Source organism: Janthinobacterium sp. 344, from assembly GCF_900112025.1.
Lineage (GTDB): Bacteria > Pseudomonadota > Gammaproteobacteria > Burkholderiales > Burkholderiaceae_D > Janthinobacterium.
Genome location: NZ_FOKL01000012.1, coordinates 158,763 through 176,444, shown reverse-complemented (window position 1 = coordinate 176,444; position 17,682 = coordinate 158,763). Strand labels below are relative to the sequence as shown.

The following is a 17,682-nucleotide window of genomic DNA, read 5'->3' as shown; positions in this document are numbered from 1 at the left end:
CCGGAAAAGGGGCGCTGACGAAGGCGCAGCTGCATGCCTGCCTGCCACACTTCATCGACAAGGACATTTTGCTGGTCACCGATGGCCATGCCGCCTATCGCGCCTTTGCCAAGGAAGCGGGGATCAGCCACCAGGCCGTCAATTTGCGCGCAGGCATCCGCGTGCAGGGTGCCGCGCATGTACAGAACGTCAATGCATATCACAGCCGCCTGCGGGCATGGCTACGCCCCTTTCACGGCGTGGCGACGCGCTACCTGCCGAATTACCTGGGCTGGCGCTGGATACTCGACGCCAGGCGTATCTGCTAGCCGGAAACATTATTGAAGGCAACGCTGGGAGCATTCCCACATCTGACGGTGACATAGCCTTTTTTAAAGATCCCACACTCAAAGCAATCTACATGCTTCTTATGCCGTTACTCATGGAAATTATTGGCTATGTCCGCTTTTTGTGTCTCAGCAACGCCCTCAGGTCGACCATATAAAAATCAAGAGTATTGTATTTTTAACGCAAAAATTTTCTGGGAAAATACTCTTTAGAGTTTCCAGCAAGCTGATTTTTAAACGGGAATTTAACGCTAATCTTCCCTACATCGTCTTTTCCGAGGCGGCAAGAAATCGGTGGTTCCTGTGGGCGCTGCTGTCCAGCCTCATCTCGACCGTGATTACAAACCAGGGTTGTAATATCGATCGATATATTGATCACTTTTACCTGCTGGAGAGCTGGAAAAATCGTGGCCAAAAATAGGATTGCAGCCATCTCCTGTTTGACAAATCGAGCAAGATAACGCAACGTTCCGCTGAGGCCAGCGCCCTCCCTTATGAGACCTGGCCCCTTGGCCACCCTTGATTTTTCTATATGCGAGGACACCGCGGCTGAATGATTGCTTATGTCAGCATGCAACTTGATCGGCGCTTCGTGTGAAGTACCGGCACCGGCTGAATGAATCGTCCAGACGACCATGAATATGATAAATTAAGCTGCCAGTAACTTGGCCTAGAAGACTTATATTTCACACTAAAATGACATTAAAGACATTGCAAGCCGGACGCGCCATTGCCGTAATCAGTGTAGCCTGCGTCCATCTGTCAGCATTGATGGGTTTTCCGCAATATGGCAACAACGCCGTCTTTCTCGACTTCACGAAAAATGGCGATTTGGGCGTCAACTTTTTTTTCGTACTATCCGGATTCATTATTTTATTTGCCCATGAGAAAGATATCGACCGACCGCCGCAATGGAAAGAGTTCATTTACAAAAGGTTTTTCCGAATTTTCCCGATTTATTGGCTCTATACTTTTTCTATCATACTGGCCTTTTCTCTTGGGCTCAGCAAACATAGCTTGCAACTTGGATATTTTCCCGATTGGGCAACCTCGATACTGCTTATCCGTTTTTCGACCATCGAACCCCCACTGACTCCGGCATGGACTCTGTTTCATGAAATCGGATTCTATCTGGCTTTTTCTACGCTATTGCTGAACAGAAAAATTGGAACCGCCATCCTGTCATTACTTTTGATAACTTGCGTCGTACGTTTTCAGTTTCCGCTTCCCAGCGATCGTACTGCCTGGAATGTCTATACCGCCGCGCATAATTTGGACTTTTTTTTTGGGAATGGCAGCCTGCTATCTCTACAAAAATGCGAATAAATGGCTGATTTTTAGTGTAAGTATTTTCTTGCTCATATTTTGCTGTATGGACATACCAACTCTGAAAGCGATTGAAAGTTTCATCTTCAGCATGACGTTTGCATTTCTTCTGACAAGCGCCGCCATGATGGAGCGGGAATGGCGCATCACTGTTCCCAACTGGTTGTGTCTTGCAGGTGACGCATCCTATTCCATCTATCTGGTGCATATTTCATTTCAAATCATATTTCTCAAGACAGCAATGCGCTATGGCGCTCTGCAATCGATAGGTCCCCAGCTGACTTATTTGCTGATCCTGATTTCCTCGATTGCATGTGGCATCGCCGCATTTTTATGCATCGAGCGCCCGATGCTGTCGCAGTTTAAAAAATGGCGCCACAAGAGCGATCATCACCCGGCCTGAAATGTCTTCGGTAGGCCGCCGTCCAGCAGTTCACCCGACATGCCGCATGTCTGATTTTATGCATCTGTATTACGCTGGATTTTTTGCTTGAATGGAAAACCATGAGCAATGGCCAGCCCATAAATCAGACAGGGTGCCGCTTGCTTGACGCGGCCCGAGCAAGCGCCCGAGGCCCAGAGCACCTGATGCTGCGCTTGCGACTGGCAAAGCAGCCAGGGATCTGTGAAAAGCTCCTGGCCTTGCGTCATGCCAGATGAGTTTGGGGGGAACTGCGTCTGTTCGATGACGGGACGATGCGTTGTCTGCCGAACTATCTGAGTCTGTACCGAATACTAGGCGACAGAAGAACCTTGTCCCTGAAAAGCTTGCTGGAGGCCACTGTGTGGACTCCCTGCGCTTGACGGCGGCATAGACTGAGGAAAGACTTCTTCAGCTTGGCCAGGTAGCCAGAGGATTTGTTGTAACAGCCGTACTGGAGAAGGATTAATCACATGCCATTGAACCCGTAGCCAACGGCTGTCTCAACTGGATATCGCTATCTTAAAATAAAAATATATTTCTTCTCACTTATTGGTCAACCAATATACCTTGTACATACTGAACATCTTCTTCAGTTTAGTGGGCAGTAATCTTTCATATCGTCCGATCTTGTATCCTGCGAATTTACATGCCGTACGAATCAGCGCCGATGGAATAATATACCATGCAGATGCCATCAAAAATCGCATTTCCGAACGTAAATACCGCATACCTTCGCCGCCAACCTTGCCAAAATTGCTTAACAACCAAGGTTCGCGGCCATGCAAGACGCCGATATCGAAATATCTCTTGAATTCCTCTGCATAAGTATAATGGTGGGAATGGTGCACGCATGCATCTGCCTGGTAGTACACACTTTTTCCGGCCATCAAAAGCTTGGCAGCGACCATTGTATCCTCGCCGAGAATGACATTCGATGGAAATCCTCCTACACCCATCAAATCACTTACGCGGTATGCCGAAAATGAGTTAGAAATGAAAATTGATTTGATTCCATATTCTTCTATGGATGTGATGGACTTCAACATGTCCTGATCGGCATAATTGAATATGCGCGCATGAGCTTCGCTTGGCCTGCTGCCCATATGTGGCAATTGGCGACCATACACTGCTCCAACATTGCTGTTCTCGGAAAATATCCGCACCAGATTTTGCAGCGACTTCGTGTCAAAAAGCAGCGCATCTTGCGTCATAAAAATAACAATATCAATATCCTTGGCAATTCTCTCCAGCGCCATTTGCCGCGTGCCGCCATGGTTAAAATCACTTTTACCAATGGTGTGCACGCCGAATATTTTACGGGTTTCCGCATCCAGCCGACCATCAGTCGAGCTGGAGTCCACTATCAATCGGACGTCCGGCATCAATGATTGCTTCTTGAAACGCTCTATCCACTCACTCCACATCGAACCAGGGTTATAGGTAGGAATAATTATGCCAATTCTGTTCATTTATTTTTACCAACTTCCCGGACAATATTCCAAAATTTCTTCGATGAACCATCCCATGTAAAATCCATGGCACGTATCAAACCGGCCGAGATCAAGTATTTTCGTAAATCATGATCAGTGACGATTTTATTCATGGCATTGGCGATCTCGTCAAGATCAAGCGGATTGACCAACAATGCAGCGTTACCGGCAACTTCGGGCATACAACTCAAATTTGATGTGATCACAGGGACTCCTGTTGCCATTCCCTCAAGGATTGGCAAACCAAATCCTTCATACAATGAAATATACGTAACGGCCAAGGCCCCCTTGTAATAGCGAGGCAAGTCTTCCTCGGGAATAAATCCGGAGAATTCAACCATGCCGGCGACCTTCGATTTGGCTATATGTTGTTCAATAACAGGTTCACTTTTTCCGGTGAGAAGCAATTTTATACCTGCAGAAGGCAAAACCGAGATTGAATATGCTTCGATCAACCGATCCACATTCTTATAGCCGCGCCGATTTCCCGCATAAAATATATATGGCCATCCCAGATCAACACCATCGACATCAGCGTTAAATGTCGGCTCTACGCTGTTATAAACTACATCAATCATCTCTGATGAGTAGCCACCCCATTCCATCAATTCTTTTTTAGTGTATTCTGATACCGTAATAATTTTTGCACATTTTTTATAAATATTTCTGAGGATCACATCATAATATATCTTGTGCGCAGCACTATAATAATGAAGATGCGTTAAATCATGGACAGTAATGATGTCCGGCGTTTTCGAATTAAATGGAGGTATGAATCCCGGAGACCAAAAGACATCAGATTTCAATTTCCGCAGTTCGGCACCCAGCCGCAAAGGTGAAAGCGGATCGGAAATCTTTCCGGCATAGTTGAGTGATTGCAGCGCTATATCTTCCGGTTTTCTCTTGATCAATGCAGCTGCAACAGCACCAATTCCAGTCGGTCCCATCCAGCGACCATCGTAGCTCAAATTCATCATTATTTTCCCCTATCTTATAATTTTTTATCGTTTTGAAAAAATTGAACTGCCATTTTCTTCGAAGAAAACAATGAAAGAATAATTGCCAAAAACAGATGTTCAACAACCAGATATCCTGCCCCTAACGGAATTAGCTCAATCCCCATGAAAAACAGTACTAAAATAAAAATACCCATGTTTGCTGTTTTTTTCAGCTTCACCACAAGTGTTTTAAAGATGACACCCAATACAAATGCCCATGCAAAAAAGTAGACAATGGCAAATATTCCGAAATCTGCCCATACGCCCCCCATACCGAAAGCAGGGGATCCAGTATCATTTTCAAACCACTCAGGATAAAAAGTTTTCGCGAGCAAGAAATAACCAAAATCTTTCGGTTTTTCGGGATAGATAACGCGCGGCAAACGAGAATATAGATTCTGCTCAACAACAAGCCGCCCATACTGCAATGGGAAATCACTATCAATTACCTTATTACCATTCCTTGTGTAGTCAGAATAGCTTGATATATTTACAGCCATCTCAATCAAATTACTTTGTTTCGCAGTAAATACAGCAAACAAGGAAACCAGAAAAGCGGAAGCAATACCAAAATTGACCAGGAATTTTTTTCCGCCCATTTTTCGTCCAAGTACATACGTAATATATGCAAAATAAATCATGACAATAGTAATAAATTGCCCCTTACTGCCATGAAAATATATATTAGCCAACAAAAAGACAAAGAATATTATTGAACCAAAAAATGTTTTTCTTTTAGTAAAAAGAAATACAATGAAAGCCAAATTGTTTAACAGGGCTGTGGTAAAAAGAAAAATCCCATATCCCGAGCGGGTATTTTCATAAATCTTTCGTGGCATAGCCAGCATATCCCGATATTCGTACAAAATCGGAAGCATTAAAAAACATGAAACAGATAGCAGAAAAATATGAAAATATTTAACATCATTATTTTTTCGAAAATCAGCAATCGAATTTATAAAACGCGAATCAATCGGCGTCACATATCGATATGCCACGGCAAAAACACAAAATTGTACAATATAACAGGCATAAGCATAGCTATATGCAAATACGCTGCCCTGCAAACCATTCAATGCAATATTGAGCGGTTCAAGAACAAAATAAACCGGAACTTGAAAAAAAATCACTGGAACCAAGACATTAAAGTAAGATTTCTCATATTTCACAATCATTGCATATGTAAAAATATAAAAAAGCGCCGCCATAAAAATAACGGCATATACAATGTAGGTATCTGAATTGTTCAATTTATTACTTCTTTGATAGACGGTTTTCAATCATAAACTTTAATTTATCATTAACCTGGGTTCACTTCAATCCGCTCAATACGAGATTATTACTAATTACATTTTCAAACCATCGGCAATTGCGGAAAAGAACGGTTTTCGTAATTTTTTTGAAAATAACTGCCATTTCAAAAGCCGAGTCAAGAAATAATAAGTAAGTGAAATAACCTTCATTGAAAATTTGAAATTTTTACGAATAAAATACAGTCTGTTCCGTTGTGCATAATAGGTAGTAAACGTCGATGCTGAACCGCCTGTGCTGCTGCTCACCTTGTGCTTTACTTCTCCAGCTGCCCAATAATAAATTCCGAAACCGCCATGGTTTGCCCGCCATACGAAGTCCGTGTCGTCATAATAAACAAAATATTTTTCATCCATCATGCCAATTTTTTTAAACACTGATTGGTGAATCAGCATGAAACACGTGGGTGCGTAGTTGGTCCGTCCGTCTGTATTATATTGAGCCTTGTCCGCCTCACCTTCGCCACGATGTGTGGTAGTGCCCGTCCAGTGATTGATGGCACCACCGGCGCACCAGATATTTCCGGAATCAAAAAAATAGATCTTCGGTACCACCAGTTTTTCGTTACGACTCTTCGCGACCTCGAGCATCTTGCTCAGTAACGCAGGATCATCAAACTCAATATCATTATTCAGCAACAGCACGTATTCGCAAGCATTTTCCAGGGCTAGTTCAATTCCCTGGTTGTTACCCTTGGCCACGCCAACGTTTTCCGTATTCTTGATCAGCATGACATTTTTCATGCCGTACTGTTCAATCAGCACCTCTGAACTCTTGTATGAAAGATCGTCCAAACTATTGTCTATAATATACAGATAATAGTTATCAAAATCCTGACGGCTCAGGCTCTCAAAAAACCCGGGCAGCACATCGGCACTATTGAATAAAACCGTCACCAGTCCAATCTTCTCCGTCATTTAAACAGTCCCCGCTTGCTCATTTCAGCGATGCTTGCATCATACGTATCGACCTGCACTTCCTGCTGGTCGACCCAGGCGCTGAAATTACGGATACCTTCATCGAACGACACTTGCGGCGAGAAACCAAGCATTCTATTGGCCTTGCTCAGGTCGGCAAAATTATGGCGAATATCGCCAATGCGGAAGGCGCCAGTAACCGTAATTGGTACTTCGACGCCATAGTTGCGCACCAATGTTTCAGCAACTGTCAGCACATCGGTAGCGATGCCGGCGCCAATGCCAAACACCTCATCGCGCACCTCATCGGCCAGCAAGGCTGCCGTAGTAGCACGTACGATATCGTCGATATAGACGAAGTCACGACTTTCCTTGCCATCTTCAAAAATGTTGATGCCATTTCCGTTTTTGATCCTTGTCGAGAAAATCGACAGGATGCCGGTGTACGGATTACTCAATGACTGACCAGGACCATAGACATTCTGATAGCGCAATGCAATCGCACCAATATTTAGCGACTTGCAAACGGTAAGTACCATCTGTTCCTGGTTCTGCTTGGTAATACCATATACCGAAGAAGGATGAATTTTCGATTCCTCGTCAGTGGCCAGAAGCTTCAGGACTTCACCGGACTGGGCACACATCAGGTCAAAGTTCCCGGCCTTCATGTCCGATTCTTTTCTTGCACATGGATAGACAATGCCCAGCGTTTCCGAAAAATACTTGCCTTCGCCATAAATCGAACGAGAAGACGCGACAACCACTTTCTTCACCTGATGGTCGGTATTGGCCAGCAGGTCCAACATCAAACCAGTGCCACCGATGTTGATGTCGACATAGCGTTTGATTTCATACATCGATTGGCCGGTGCCCGTTTCAGCGGCAAGATGAACGATCGCGTGCTGGCCCGGCAACACTTCGCGCCACGCAGCGTCATCGCATACCGTACCGGCTACAAACCGTACCTTATCCTTGATACTTCTATACAACGGTGACGTCTCTTCAGGGTTGCTGCCATGAATCTGCGGCGACAAATTGTCCAGTACAGTGATTTCATGGCCTAAATCAATGAGATGAAGCGCCAAATTGGAACCGATAAAGCCGGCACCGCCAGTTATGAGAATATTCATTTTTTAGAAAATTATTTGTTGATCTTAATCCACTGTTTTTCAGTAGAATCATATTTTTTAATGATTTTAGCGGGAATACCGGCAACCACGGAAAACGCAGGAAAACTTTTTGTCACGACACTGTTCGCGGCGACGACACATCCTTCGCCCAAGGTAACGCCGCTTCCAATAAATGAATTAGCGCCAATCCAGCATCGATTGCCAATATTGACAGGTCCCTTGGAAACCAAATCTGTTTCTAATCGGGATTTTTCAATGTTTTCATAACCATGATCGAAATCAGTCAAGAAAACATTCGGGCCAAAAACCACTTCATCACCGATTTTTATTTCAAAAGCAGCCGTCAAATTGAGGTTACGATTGGCGAAGGTTTTTCTTCCAATGATAATACGACAATCATACGTATCCTTACCATATCGTTTTACTGCATACAGGATGCTTCCTGCCTCAATATGAACGTCATCACCGATGAAAATACGATCCGCACCATATATCTGATCTGGATTCTTTATCCATACTTGTTTCCCGATTTTCCCAAAGAAAAAAGTATAAAAAAAGCGGGATTTTATTTTCGAGAAAAATATTCCTCCGTAATTATACAAATCAAAAAAACCCATTTTTTTGAAAATTGAATATTTTCTGCGCAGCGTGGACAACACAACAGCTCCAATCTTTATTTTTTAAGTAAACAAATCTTCGCGATAAAATTATCAGTTAAAAAATGGATCGCTATTGAGAATATTTATTTTCAGATTAATTTAAAATAGCTAATGAACATGGAATAATCATATTTTTCAGCATCGTTCCCAAACGCGATTTTCAAAAGAATATTTTTTAATGACTCTTGCGGGGCTACCGGCTACGGTACAGAAATCAGGAACACTTTTTGTCACGACTGCATATGCCCCAATCATCGCTCTTTTGCCAATTTTCACATTAGGCAAAATAATTGCCCCATAACCGATCAAAGCTCCCTCACCAATTTCCACAAAATTGTTCATTGCTTCGATTCTGTTCCCTATCTTGCCGACATCGTTAACATCTTCATAAGGATGATTTACATCAACAATCGCGGCGCCAGCTGCAATAGAAACGTTGTCACCGATAGTGACCCTGCAACCACAAACTATGTGAACATTTTGTTCGATATTCACATTATCTCCAATCGTCAGTCCGGGCAGAAAGTCATTCTCGGTCACCACCACCTCTAGCCTTACGCCGTCACGAATTGAAACATTATCACCGACAAATATTCTGGCAGGATTAACAATCAATAACGGCTTATAAATGGCAACTTTCTTTCCAATAGATCCAAAAAAGAAACGATAAAAAAACATGACTTTCAATTTGGCAAAAATATAATTTGCATGATTGAAAATTTTAAAAAAATTGATATTTTTATATTTTTTAGAATTTTTCATAAATCCAGACGAAAAACATTAAAATTTATTTATTTCCAAGCAAATTTTCACGTTCTATATTATTCAATTTTTCGATTCCATCGACATCCAAAGCATGCTCACGTTCATATGTTTTCATGGCCAAGATGCTCTGGTAGTACATCATTTGTATGACAAAAAACAAACCAGGCGTTCCTGCCTTATAGGCCCCGCCAATAAAATAGGTTTTGATAAACTGCTTGCTCAAACGTGCAAAAAGCTTCATACCACCAGAATATTTATTGGTTTTTGCTTCGATATCAGTATATCGATCAATTGTTGCCAGATAAATTTTTGATGTATTTGAAATAAAATGTCGCACATAATATTTTTTTTCATCCAGATAACAAATGGCACTTTCATCAACTGTCGTCTTGCCAAAGGAGTGAATTTTGTTCCCAGTAAAGTCAATTGCGGCTTTCTGAAAAACACGATTCAATCTATCAGCATAGGCATCATGACAAAATTTCCCATAATAAAAATTTTTTCTCGCCAAATTGATGATCTTGAATTTATCAGACTCAATGGCATTCACAACTTGAAGCAACCCCTGCTCATTCAAAATTTCGTCGGCAAATCCCCAGTAGATCCATGGCGTATTAACAGCCTGCTTGATGAGGGTAACGGTATTTTCATCCTCTACCCAACCTGGATTCTTATGCAGGATTACAGTGGCTCCATATTTTTCAGCGATATCGCGCGTAAGATCGGTGCTGTGATTATCGACCACAAGAATGTGGCCCCATCCTGTGAAATTGCGCAGTACCCGCTCTATCCGTTTTTCTTCATTATAGGTGAACACCACGAATGTCAATTTGTCACAAAACTTCATTTCATTTCCTTGTTTTTTATTCTCTGCAGACGAACGATATACGAAATCAAAAACAGCCCTATAAAAATCTGGGACAGGGCGATCGGCACACCGATTGCAAATGCATTTTCAGGAAAATAGTGCATCATCAGATATCCGCCCGCCATTGACCCGATTGCCGCCATTACGTTGCAAAATATCGTCGCCTTCGCGGCATTATTCAGCATCAAATATACGGTCGCAGCACCGATCACCAGATTTCCTGCCTCGACCAACACGCCAAAGCCGATCGCATGGGCATACTCCACATAGTCATTCTTCGTCAAAAACATCAACAGGTATTTACCGGTTACGATCGCTCCTATTCCCACAATCAACGACAGAATCAATGCGTTACGGATATACTTCAGGGTGAACTCACCTTTGCTGGCATATATCTTCGGCAAGAAAATCTGCGAATAAACCGAAGAGATGGCACCCATGCCGGCACTTCCCAGATTCGTCACAACCACATAAATTGCCGCAGTCGCCGGTGCTCCGGCCCATACATACATCAAACGGTATCCTTGCAATTGAGCCAGATTACAGATGGCACTGATTGAAATGGCATATGAATTGTTCAATACCGTCTTGTAATCTTCGATGCCCTCATCCAGCCAGTTATAATCCAATTTCCTTGCAGAATAAAAACCGATAATCACGATCTCGATCAAGAAGGCAACAATTGATGAGTACAAAAGCGCGTTCGAAGTGGCATTTCCCTGATGCGCAACCAGAAAAAACAGCCCCAAACGTGCAAGGCCTTCAAACAACAGCATCAATACTACAAACACCTTGAAACCGCGGTTATTCAACAATCCTCGTGAGGAATTACACAAATAGAACAGTACTGCCGTAATATAAATACCAGCAATATCCGTTGCTTGAATTTTCGCCATATACCACAATGGCAGGCCAACCAGAAGGCATAATATCAAGGCAAGCAAACAAACCATTTTGTTAAGCCGCCACAATGCACCAAAGGGTATATCTTTTCCAGACAGCGCCAACTTGGCCTGCATATAGTAATCGACAGGTACAAAAATAATCGCATTCATTACATACGACAAGGTCACCAGATAAAAATATTTACCAATTTCTTCTGCGGGAAGATGATTGGTGTACATTTTGATGTAGGCAAAGCCGACAGCAATTGACAACAGTCTCAACCCGATGACAGTACCATTCTCAATTAGACTACGTCCCCTGCTGATAGACATGTAATTTTTATCGCGATGGAATAACCCACCAACAGCTTTCTTAAAATAGACGCATATTCTTCAAATACGCTTTTATATTGTAATGAGACGTTTTGCATGATCCTCCATGCTCTCTCCAACAAAGGTTCGCTGGAGGCATGGATCAACGGAAGTCACTGACTTGACATGGGGCCCGGTGCAAACCGGCCCCGACAGGTATTAAACGATGGGATTGAGCAAACTGTTCAATTTTCCCAGCAGAGCAAGTACATCCAGTTGATGTTCACGCATCAGATAGGCATAACTGCCACATTTCTCGGAAAAACGGTCCTGCACGCCGCAGCGGATTACCCGCGGCCTGGCGCCCACTGATTCAGCGATCACTTCCGCCACCAGGCTACCGATACCTCCGGCCGTACTGTGTTCTTCCAGCACGATCAGGTTGTCGGCGCCGGCGGCAATGTCCAGCAATTGTTGCGTGTTCAGCGGCTTGATTGCCGGCATGCTCCATACTGCGCTATCGGCCAGTTGCGGCGCCAATGACAATGCCGTCGTCACCATGGAACCGGTAGCCAGCAGAACGGTCGAACCCTGGCCGCCAGCACGCACCTGCAGCAGGTCACCCATCGGTGCCGTTGGCAGAGTCTCATGTGTCGCGCCGACATCGGACTTGCCAATCCGGATATAGGTTGGCGCAGCAAATTTAAGCGCATGCTGCATGACATACGCCATTTCGTGGGCATCCGATGGCGACAGAATTTCGATATTCGGAATCGGGCGCAGCATGGCGATATCTTCGGTCGACTGATGACTACTGCCCAGACTGCTGTACACGACACCAGCGCCATCACCAATAAATACCACCGGCAGGTTTTCATAGCAGACATCCATCTTGATCTGCTCGAGCACGCGCACTGGCACGAAGGCGCTCAGGCCGTAGACGATCGGCTTGAAGCCGGCCTTGGCCAGGCCGGCTGCCACGCCAACCATGTTTTGCTCGGCAATGCCGGCGTTGATGAATTGTGTCGGGCAGCGCCGGCGGAACTCATCGAAGAGTGCGTAACCGTGATCGCCGGTCAGCAACAGGACTTTCGGATCAGCCGTGGCGGCATCGACAATGGCTTTTGAAAATGCAGATCTCATTTAACTTGCTCCAACTCGGCCATTGCTGCGCCAAATGTGTCTTCAGTTAGGCGGGTGTAGTGCCAGATATTTTGATTTTCCATGAAGGAAACGCCTTTGCCCTTGACGGTCTTGGCAATAATCGCTTTCGGCGCGCCATTCTTGCTGGCTTTCAATTGCGTCAACGCAAGCTCGAGCGCTGCTTCATCATGCCCGTCGACGGTGACGGACTCGAAGCCAAAGGCTTCGAATTTGGCTTGCAAACTGCCCAGTTGCATCACTTCCACTGTTTTACCCATTGCCTGGAAGCCATTTTCGTCGACGATCACGATCAGATTGTCGAGTGCCCAGTGCTTGGCGAACAACATCGCTTCCCACATCGGACCTTCATTCATTTCGCCGTCGCCGACCACTGCGTAACAGTACTGGCCGGTCTTGCCCAGCTTGGCAGCGAGCGCCATGCCGGTACCGACCGACAGGCCATGCCCAAGCGAGCCTGAGGTGACTTCACAACCAGGCACATGAGCATCGGACAGGCCTTTCAGGCGCGAACCATCGCTGAAATAATTATCAAGGTCGCTTTTCGGCAACCAGCCTTTTTCATACAGGCAGGCATATTGCGCCATGACGCCGTGACCTTTGCTCAGCACCATGTAGTCACGTTGTGTTGCTTGCGGATCGTTGCCCGGATAACGCAAATGATTGCGATACAGTACCGCCATGATCTCGATCAGGGAGAAAGCACAGCCAATATGCACGGTCGAGCCAGCGTAAGCCATCTGCAGCACGGTGGCGCGAAGTTTGGATGAATTAAATTCAGACATCATGAATTTCCGGATTAAGCACGGCCGGACAACGAGCGCGTCATCGTCCAGTCTGCGGTTTTACGAATGGCCGACTGTAAATCGGTGTGAACAAGCAGGTTCAGTTCATTGCGTGCCTTGTCGACATTCGGAATGTAGCGTTGAACCGGCGCACCTGGGACGGGCATTGCACTGACCGAGAAGCGTTCTTCGTCCAGCAAAACACGTGACACGGTCGCAGCCAGTTGCCGTATCGACAGCGCCTCATCAGAGCCGAGATTATAGGCCTTGCCGTCAGCGCCGTTGACCAGGATCGTCAACAGCCAGATCACCATATCGGCCGCATACAGATAGGAGCGGTGTGCCGTACCGTCACCACCAACCCTGATTTCCTGGCCAGCCATGGCGTCCCGAATGAAGTTTCCAGCAGCAAAATGTGCATCCAGCGGCAGGTAAGGTCCCAGCAACGCAAAGACCCGAGCGATACGCGTTTCCATGCCATGCTGTGCGGCAGCACATTGCACCAGCCATTCGGATACGCGCTTGCCTTGGCCATATGCCGTGCCAGGTTGTAAGGTATCCGGTGCTCCCATGTAATGCTCCGGGATATGCGTCAGCTCGTCAGGCTGGCGGCCGTAGACAGCGCCTGAGCTGGTCAGCAGATAGCGCTGTGCGCCACAGCGGTGAGCCATATCCAGTGTTTCCCTGGTGCCGCTGACAATATCATCAAACACCTGGCGCGGCTCACTGACGGCATTGGCAACATCGGTTGCCGCATGCAGCACGATATCGACAGGATCAATGATATGCGCCAGGTTGGTCACATCGCCTTGCACCAGGTGTACAACTGGATGCCGCGCCAGATGTGGCGCTTTGGCGATGAAAGCGTCCGGACGGCGCGTCAACACGTGCAAGTGCAAGTCAAGCCCGAATTGCTGGTCAGCCCAGAGCAGCGTTTCCAGCAACCAGCAGCCGATGAAGCCTGTCCCGCCGGTGATGAATATGCGCTGTTTGGCCAAGGCCCGCCATACCGCTGGCGCGGTATGGCGGGCGATCAGCTCCAAATCGTCCGCGGCAACACCGGGCACGTGCGTACCGCTTGCAGAGAAGGCTTGAGACATTGCCTGATGCCAGTTAGAAATTCACACCAAAGAATTCTTCGATTTTGCTGATCGAGAAGTCCATCATTTCCTTGGTCAAGCCAGGAAATACGCCAATCCACAGCGTGTCATGCATGATGCGGTCCGTATTCGTCAGCTCGCCCGAGACGCGGTAATTACGCCCGATCATGTACGGTTGGCGTGTCAGATTGCCAGCAAACAGCAGGCGCGTACCGATCTTGTGCTGATCCAGGAACGTCAGCAGGCTGACGCGGTCCACATTCGCTTCCGGACGGATGGTGATCGGGAAACCGAACCACGATGGGTCCGAATTCGGCGTCGCTTCCGGCAGGATCAGGAACTCCGCACAGCTCTGCAGGCCGTTTTTCATGTAGTTGAAATTGTCCTTGCGCGCCTGTACGAAGCCGGCCGCGCGATCCATCTGCGCCAAGCCGCATGCCGCCTGCATGTCGGTGATCTTCAGGTTGTAACCCAGGTGACTATAGGTGTACTTGTGGTCATAGCCTTCTGGCAGCGTACCCAGCTTGCAGCAGAAACGCTGGCCACAGGTATTGTCCTTGCCCGGTGCGCAATAGCAGTCGCGGCCCCAGTCGCGGAACGATTCGGCGATGGCTTTCAATTCTGGATTGTTGGTAAACACCGCGCCGCCTTCGCCCATCGTGATGTGATGCGCGGGATAGAAACTCATGGTGCCGATATCACCAAAGGTGCCGCACATCTGGCCGTTGTACGTGGCGCCCAGGGCATCACAGCAATCTTCCACCAGCCACAGATTGTATTTCTTGCACAGCGCGACGATGACTTCCAGGTTGAATGGATTACCCAGGGTATGGGCCAGCATGATGGCCTTGGTCTTGTCCGTGATGGCCGCTTCGATCTTCGAGGCATCGATGTTATAGGTGCCCAGCTCCACGTCGACGAAGACGGGCACGGCGCCAAACTGCAGGATCGGATTGACGGTGGTCGGGAAGCCCGCTGCCACGCCGATGACTTCGTCACCAGGCTGGATGGCACGCGCGCCCAGCTTGGGTGACGTCAGGGCCGAGAAGGCCACCAGGTTGGCGGACGAACCGGAGTTCACCGTGATCAGGAATTCGACGCCGATGAACTTGGCCAGGCGCTTTTCAAATTCGTCATTGAAACGACCGGTGGTCAGCCAGGCGTCCAGCGAGGCTTCGACCATCAGGCCCATTTCAGGCGCACCGACGACTTTACCAGCCGGTGGAATCACCGTCACGCCCGGTTCGAATGGTTTCGGCACGCTGGCCAGGGCGCCGTATTGCGCCACCAGGGCGGCGATCTGGTCGCGGATTTGTTGTTGGGTCAGTTGTTCGCTCATGATACAGCCTTCAATTTGTTAGGTATTTTGATAAGTCGTGATTTGTGCCAGGCTCAGCTCGCGCATGTCCAGGCCCTCGTCGAAGGCCTTGTGCCATTCAACGATTTTGGCGATCGTCTGCCCGATGTCCCAGCGCGGATGCCAGCCCAGCTGGCCACGCGCCTTGGAGCAATCAAGCTTCAAATAAGTCGCCTCATGCGGATGGTTCTGTCCGTCGAGCGACCAGGACGCGCCGGCGCCCCACTCTTGCGTCATGCGTTCGATGATCCATTCGACGGGCTTGGCGTCAGTATCGTGCGGGCCGAAGTTCCAGCCCTCGGCATGCACGGGGCCTTCCGTGTACAGTTTCTCCGCCAGCGTCAAATAACCACTCAGCGGCTCAAGCACGTGTTGCCACGGGCGAATGGCGTGGGGATTGCGGATCATGACCGGCTCGCTAGCGCCAATGGCGCGCAACATATCCGGGATCAGCCGATCCAGCGCCCAGTCGCCACCGCCGATGACGTTGCCAGCGCGGCCGCTGCCCAGGGCAATACCATGCTCCGCATATTTGTCCGCATTAAAAAAAGAACTGCGGTAGCCTGCCGTTACCAGTTCGGCGCAACCCTTGCTATTGCTGTACGGGTCATAGCCACCCATGGCCTCATTTTCGCGGTAACCCCAGGGCCATTCGCGGTTTTCGTAGCACTTGTCGCTGGTAACATTCACAACCGAGCGCACGCCTGGCGTGGCGCGTACGGCTTCCAGCAGGTTTACCACGCCCATGACATTGGTAGCGTAGGTTTCCACCGGATTCACATAGGAATAACGCACCAGAGGTTGGGCCGCCATATGGATGACGATTTCCGGGCAGGCGGCCTCCATCGCGCGTTTGAGCGCCACGCCATCGCGCACGTCACCGATGATCGACTGCATGCCGTGCGCTACATTGGCGACTTCAAACAGGCTGGGCGTGGTGGGCGCTTCCAGCGCGTAACCGGTCACATCTGCGCCAAGCTGCTGCAGCCACAGGCTCAGCCAGCCACCCTTGAAGCCGGTATGCCCGGTGAGGAAGACGCGCTTCCCTTGCCAGAATGCGGGATTCATCAAGCCGCCTTCCAGGGCGCCTTGCCCGATTGCCACAACTCTTCCAGGTGTACTTTGTCACGCAGGGTGTCCATCGGTTGCCAGAAGCCGCGGTGGAAAAAGGCATCCAGCTGCCCTTCCGCGGCCAAACGTTCGAGCGGTTGCTTTTCCCAAGTGGTGCTATCGTCCGCGATGTAATCGATGACTTTGGGCGACAGCACGAAATAACCACCATTGATCCAGGCGCCATCGCCCTGTGGTTTTTCCTGGAAGCTATTGATTTTCTGCCCGTCCAAAATCAGTGCACCGAAACGGCCAGGTGGCTGGGTCGCCGTCAAGGTCGCGAGCTTGCCATGCGCTTTGTGGAAAGCGATCGATTCCGTAATGTTGACATCGCTGACACCATCGCCATACGTGAAACAGAATGCCTCTTCGCCTTCCAGATACTGCTTGACACGCTTCAGGCGGCCGCCCGTCATGGTTTCATCACCGGTATCGACCAACGTGACTTTCCACGGCTCGGCATTGCGTGCATGTACTTCCATCTGATTATTCTGCATATCGAACGTCACATCCGATGTATGCAAGAAATAATTGGCGAAATACTCCTTGATGACATAGCCTTTATAACCGCAGCAAATGATAAATTCATTGACGCCATGAGCGGAATAACTTTTCATGATATGCCAAAGAATGGGTTTTCCACCTATCTCGACCATCGGTTTTGGTTTGGTGGAAGTTTCTTCGCTAATACGGGTACCCAAACCACCCGCCAAGATGACTGCCTTCATTTCATGAAACCCTATAATTTAATTAATCTCA

At 47.6% G+C, this 17,682-nt stretch carries 19 protein-coding genes; 3 read left to right on the top strand and 16 right to left on the bottom strand.

From position 1 onward, the window contains the following. The coding region (locus BM193_RS25515) for an IS1595 family transposase (protein ID WP_139229974.1) at nucleotides 1-308 on the top strand (308 nt) is incomplete at its 5' end. Nucleotides 309-504: 196 nt separating this feature from the next. Here the strand turns inward: BM193_RS25515 and BM193_RS28570 are convergent. After that, nucleotides 505-963, bottom strand: coding sequence for a hypothetical protein (locus BM193_RS28570; protein WP_139176338.1), 459 nt, complete (start codon nucleotides 961-963; stop codon nucleotides 505-507). A gap of 59 nt (nucleotides 964-1,022) precedes the next feature. Between BM193_RS28570 and BM193_RS25510 the strand changes: the two genes are divergently transcribed. Next, nucleotides 1,023-1,652, top strand: coding sequence for an acyltransferase family protein (locus BM193_RS25510; protein ID WP_092802682.1), 630 nt, complete (start codon nucleotides 1,023-1,025; stop codon nucleotides 1,650-1,652). A gap of 46 nt (nucleotides 1,653-1,698) precedes the next feature. Further along, nucleotides 1,699-2,055 (top strand): acyltransferase family protein, encoded by a 357-nt coding sequence (locus tag BM193_RS25505; RefSeq protein WP_092802685.1) that lies wholly within the window; start codon nucleotides 1,699-1,701, stop codon nucleotides 2,053-2,055. A gap of 563 nt (nucleotides 2,056-2,618) precedes the next feature. On the opposite strand, the gene BM193_RS25500 is transcribed toward BM193_RS25505, so the two are convergent. From BM193_RS25500 to rfbF, 15 genes are all read right to left on the bottom strand, one after another. Further along, complete coding sequence (locus BM193_RS25500; protein ID WP_092802701.1) at nucleotides 2,619-3,545, bottom strand: glycosyltransferase family 2 protein; 927 nt, start codon at nucleotides 3,543-3,545, stop codon at nucleotides 2,619-2,621. Then, nucleotides 3,542-4,543, bottom strand: a complete 1,002-nt coding sequence (locus tag BM193_RS25495) for a glycosyltransferase family 4 protein (RefSeq protein ID WP_092802704.1) — start codon at nucleotides 4,541-4,543, stop codon at nucleotides 3,542-3,544. Before BM193_RS25495 ends, BM193_RS25500 begins: the two co-directional genes overlap by 4 nt. 14 nt (nucleotides 4,544-4,557) lie before the next feature. Continuing rightward, a complete protein-coding gene (locus tag BM193_RS28565; protein WP_139176340.1) occupies nucleotides 4,558-5,814 on the bottom strand; it encodes a hypothetical protein in 1,257 nt (418 codons plus the stop codon). A 96-nt stretch (nucleotides 5,815-5,910) separates the two neighbouring features. After that, complete coding sequence (locus BM193_RS25485) at nucleotides 5,911-6,792, bottom strand: glycosyltransferase family 2 protein (protein ID WP_092802710.1); 882 nt, start codon at nucleotides 6,790-6,792, stop codon at nucleotides 5,911-5,913. Continuing rightward, complete coding sequence (locus BM193_RS25480; protein ID WP_092802713.1) at nucleotides 6,789-7,922, bottom strand: NAD-dependent epimerase/dehydratase family protein; 1,134 nt, start codon at nucleotides 7,920-7,922, stop codon at nucleotides 6,789-6,791. Before BM193_RS25480 ends, BM193_RS25485 begins: the two co-directional genes overlap by 4 nt. An 11-nt stretch (nucleotides 7,923-7,933) precedes the next feature. Continuing rightward, nucleotides 7,934-8,581, bottom strand: a complete 648-nt coding sequence (locus tag BM193_RS25475) for an acyltransferase (protein ID WP_139176342.1) — start codon at nucleotides 8,579-8,581, stop codon at nucleotides 7,934-7,936. A gap of 135 nt (nucleotides 8,582-8,716) precedes the next feature. Beyond that, nucleotides 8,717-9,343 (bottom strand): acyltransferase, encoded by a 627-nt coding sequence (locus BM193_RS25470; RefSeq protein ID WP_175533420.1) that lies wholly within the window; start codon nucleotides 9,341-9,343, stop codon nucleotides 8,717-8,719. 25 nt (nucleotides 9,344-9,368) lie between these two features. After that, nucleotides 9,369-10,193 (bottom strand): glycosyltransferase, encoded by an 825-nt coding sequence (locus tag BM193_RS25465; protein WP_092802722.1) that lies wholly within the window; start codon nucleotides 10,191-10,193, stop codon nucleotides 9,369-9,371. Further along, nucleotides 10,190-11,431, bottom strand: coding sequence for a polysaccharide biosynthesis protein (locus BM193_RS25460; RefSeq protein ID WP_139176344.1), 1,242 nt, complete (start codon nucleotides 11,429-11,431; stop codon nucleotides 10,190-10,192). The genes BM193_RS25465 and BM193_RS25460 overlap by 4 nt, the downstream gene beginning before the upstream one ends. Nucleotides 11,432-11,629: 198 nt before the next feature. Continuing rightward, on the bottom strand, nucleotides 11,630-12,553 hold the full coding sequence (locus BM193_RS25455) for a transketolase family protein (RefSeq protein WP_092802727.1): 924 nt from the start codon (nucleotides 12,551-12,553) through the stop codon (nucleotides 11,630-11,632). Further along, nucleotides 12,550-13,359 carry a transketolase gene (locus BM193_RS25450; protein ID WP_254786417.1) on the bottom strand — a complete coding sequence of 270 codons (810 nt, stop codon included), beginning with the start codon at nucleotides 13,357-13,359 and terminating at the stop codon, nucleotides 12,550-12,552. Before BM193_RS25450 ends, BM193_RS25455 begins: the two co-directional genes overlap by 4 nt. Before the next feature lie 11 nt (nucleotides 13,360-13,370). Continuing rightward, on the bottom strand, nucleotides 13,371-14,456 hold the full coding sequence (locus BM193_RS25445; RefSeq protein WP_217638524.1) for an NAD-dependent epimerase/dehydratase family protein: 1,086 nt from the start codon (nucleotides 14,454-14,456) through the stop codon (nucleotides 13,371-13,373). Between the two features lie 13 nt (nucleotides 14,457-14,469). Further along, nucleotides 14,470-15,795, bottom strand: a complete 1,326-nt coding sequence (rfbH, locus tag BM193_RS25440; RefSeq protein ID WP_092802730.1) for a lipopolysaccharide biosynthesis protein RfbH — start codon at nucleotides 15,793-15,795, stop codon at nucleotides 14,470-14,472. 18 nt (nucleotides 15,796-15,813) lie between these two features. Then, nucleotides 15,814-16,881 (bottom strand): CDP-glucose 4,6-dehydratase, encoded by a 1,068-nt coding sequence (gene rfbG, locus BM193_RS25435; protein ID WP_092803079.1) that lies wholly within the window; start codon nucleotides 16,879-16,881, stop codon nucleotides 15,814-15,816. Further along, nucleotides 16,881-17,651: a glucose-1-phosphate cytidylyltransferase gene (gene rfbF / locus BM193_RS25430; RefSeq protein ID WP_092802733.1), complete on the bottom strand. Its 771-nt coding sequence runs from the start codon at nucleotides 17,649-17,651 to the stop codon at nucleotides 16,881-16,883. Before rfbF ends, rfbG begins: the two co-directional genes overlap by 1 nt. Nucleotides 17,652-17,682 lie beyond the last annotated feature (31 nt).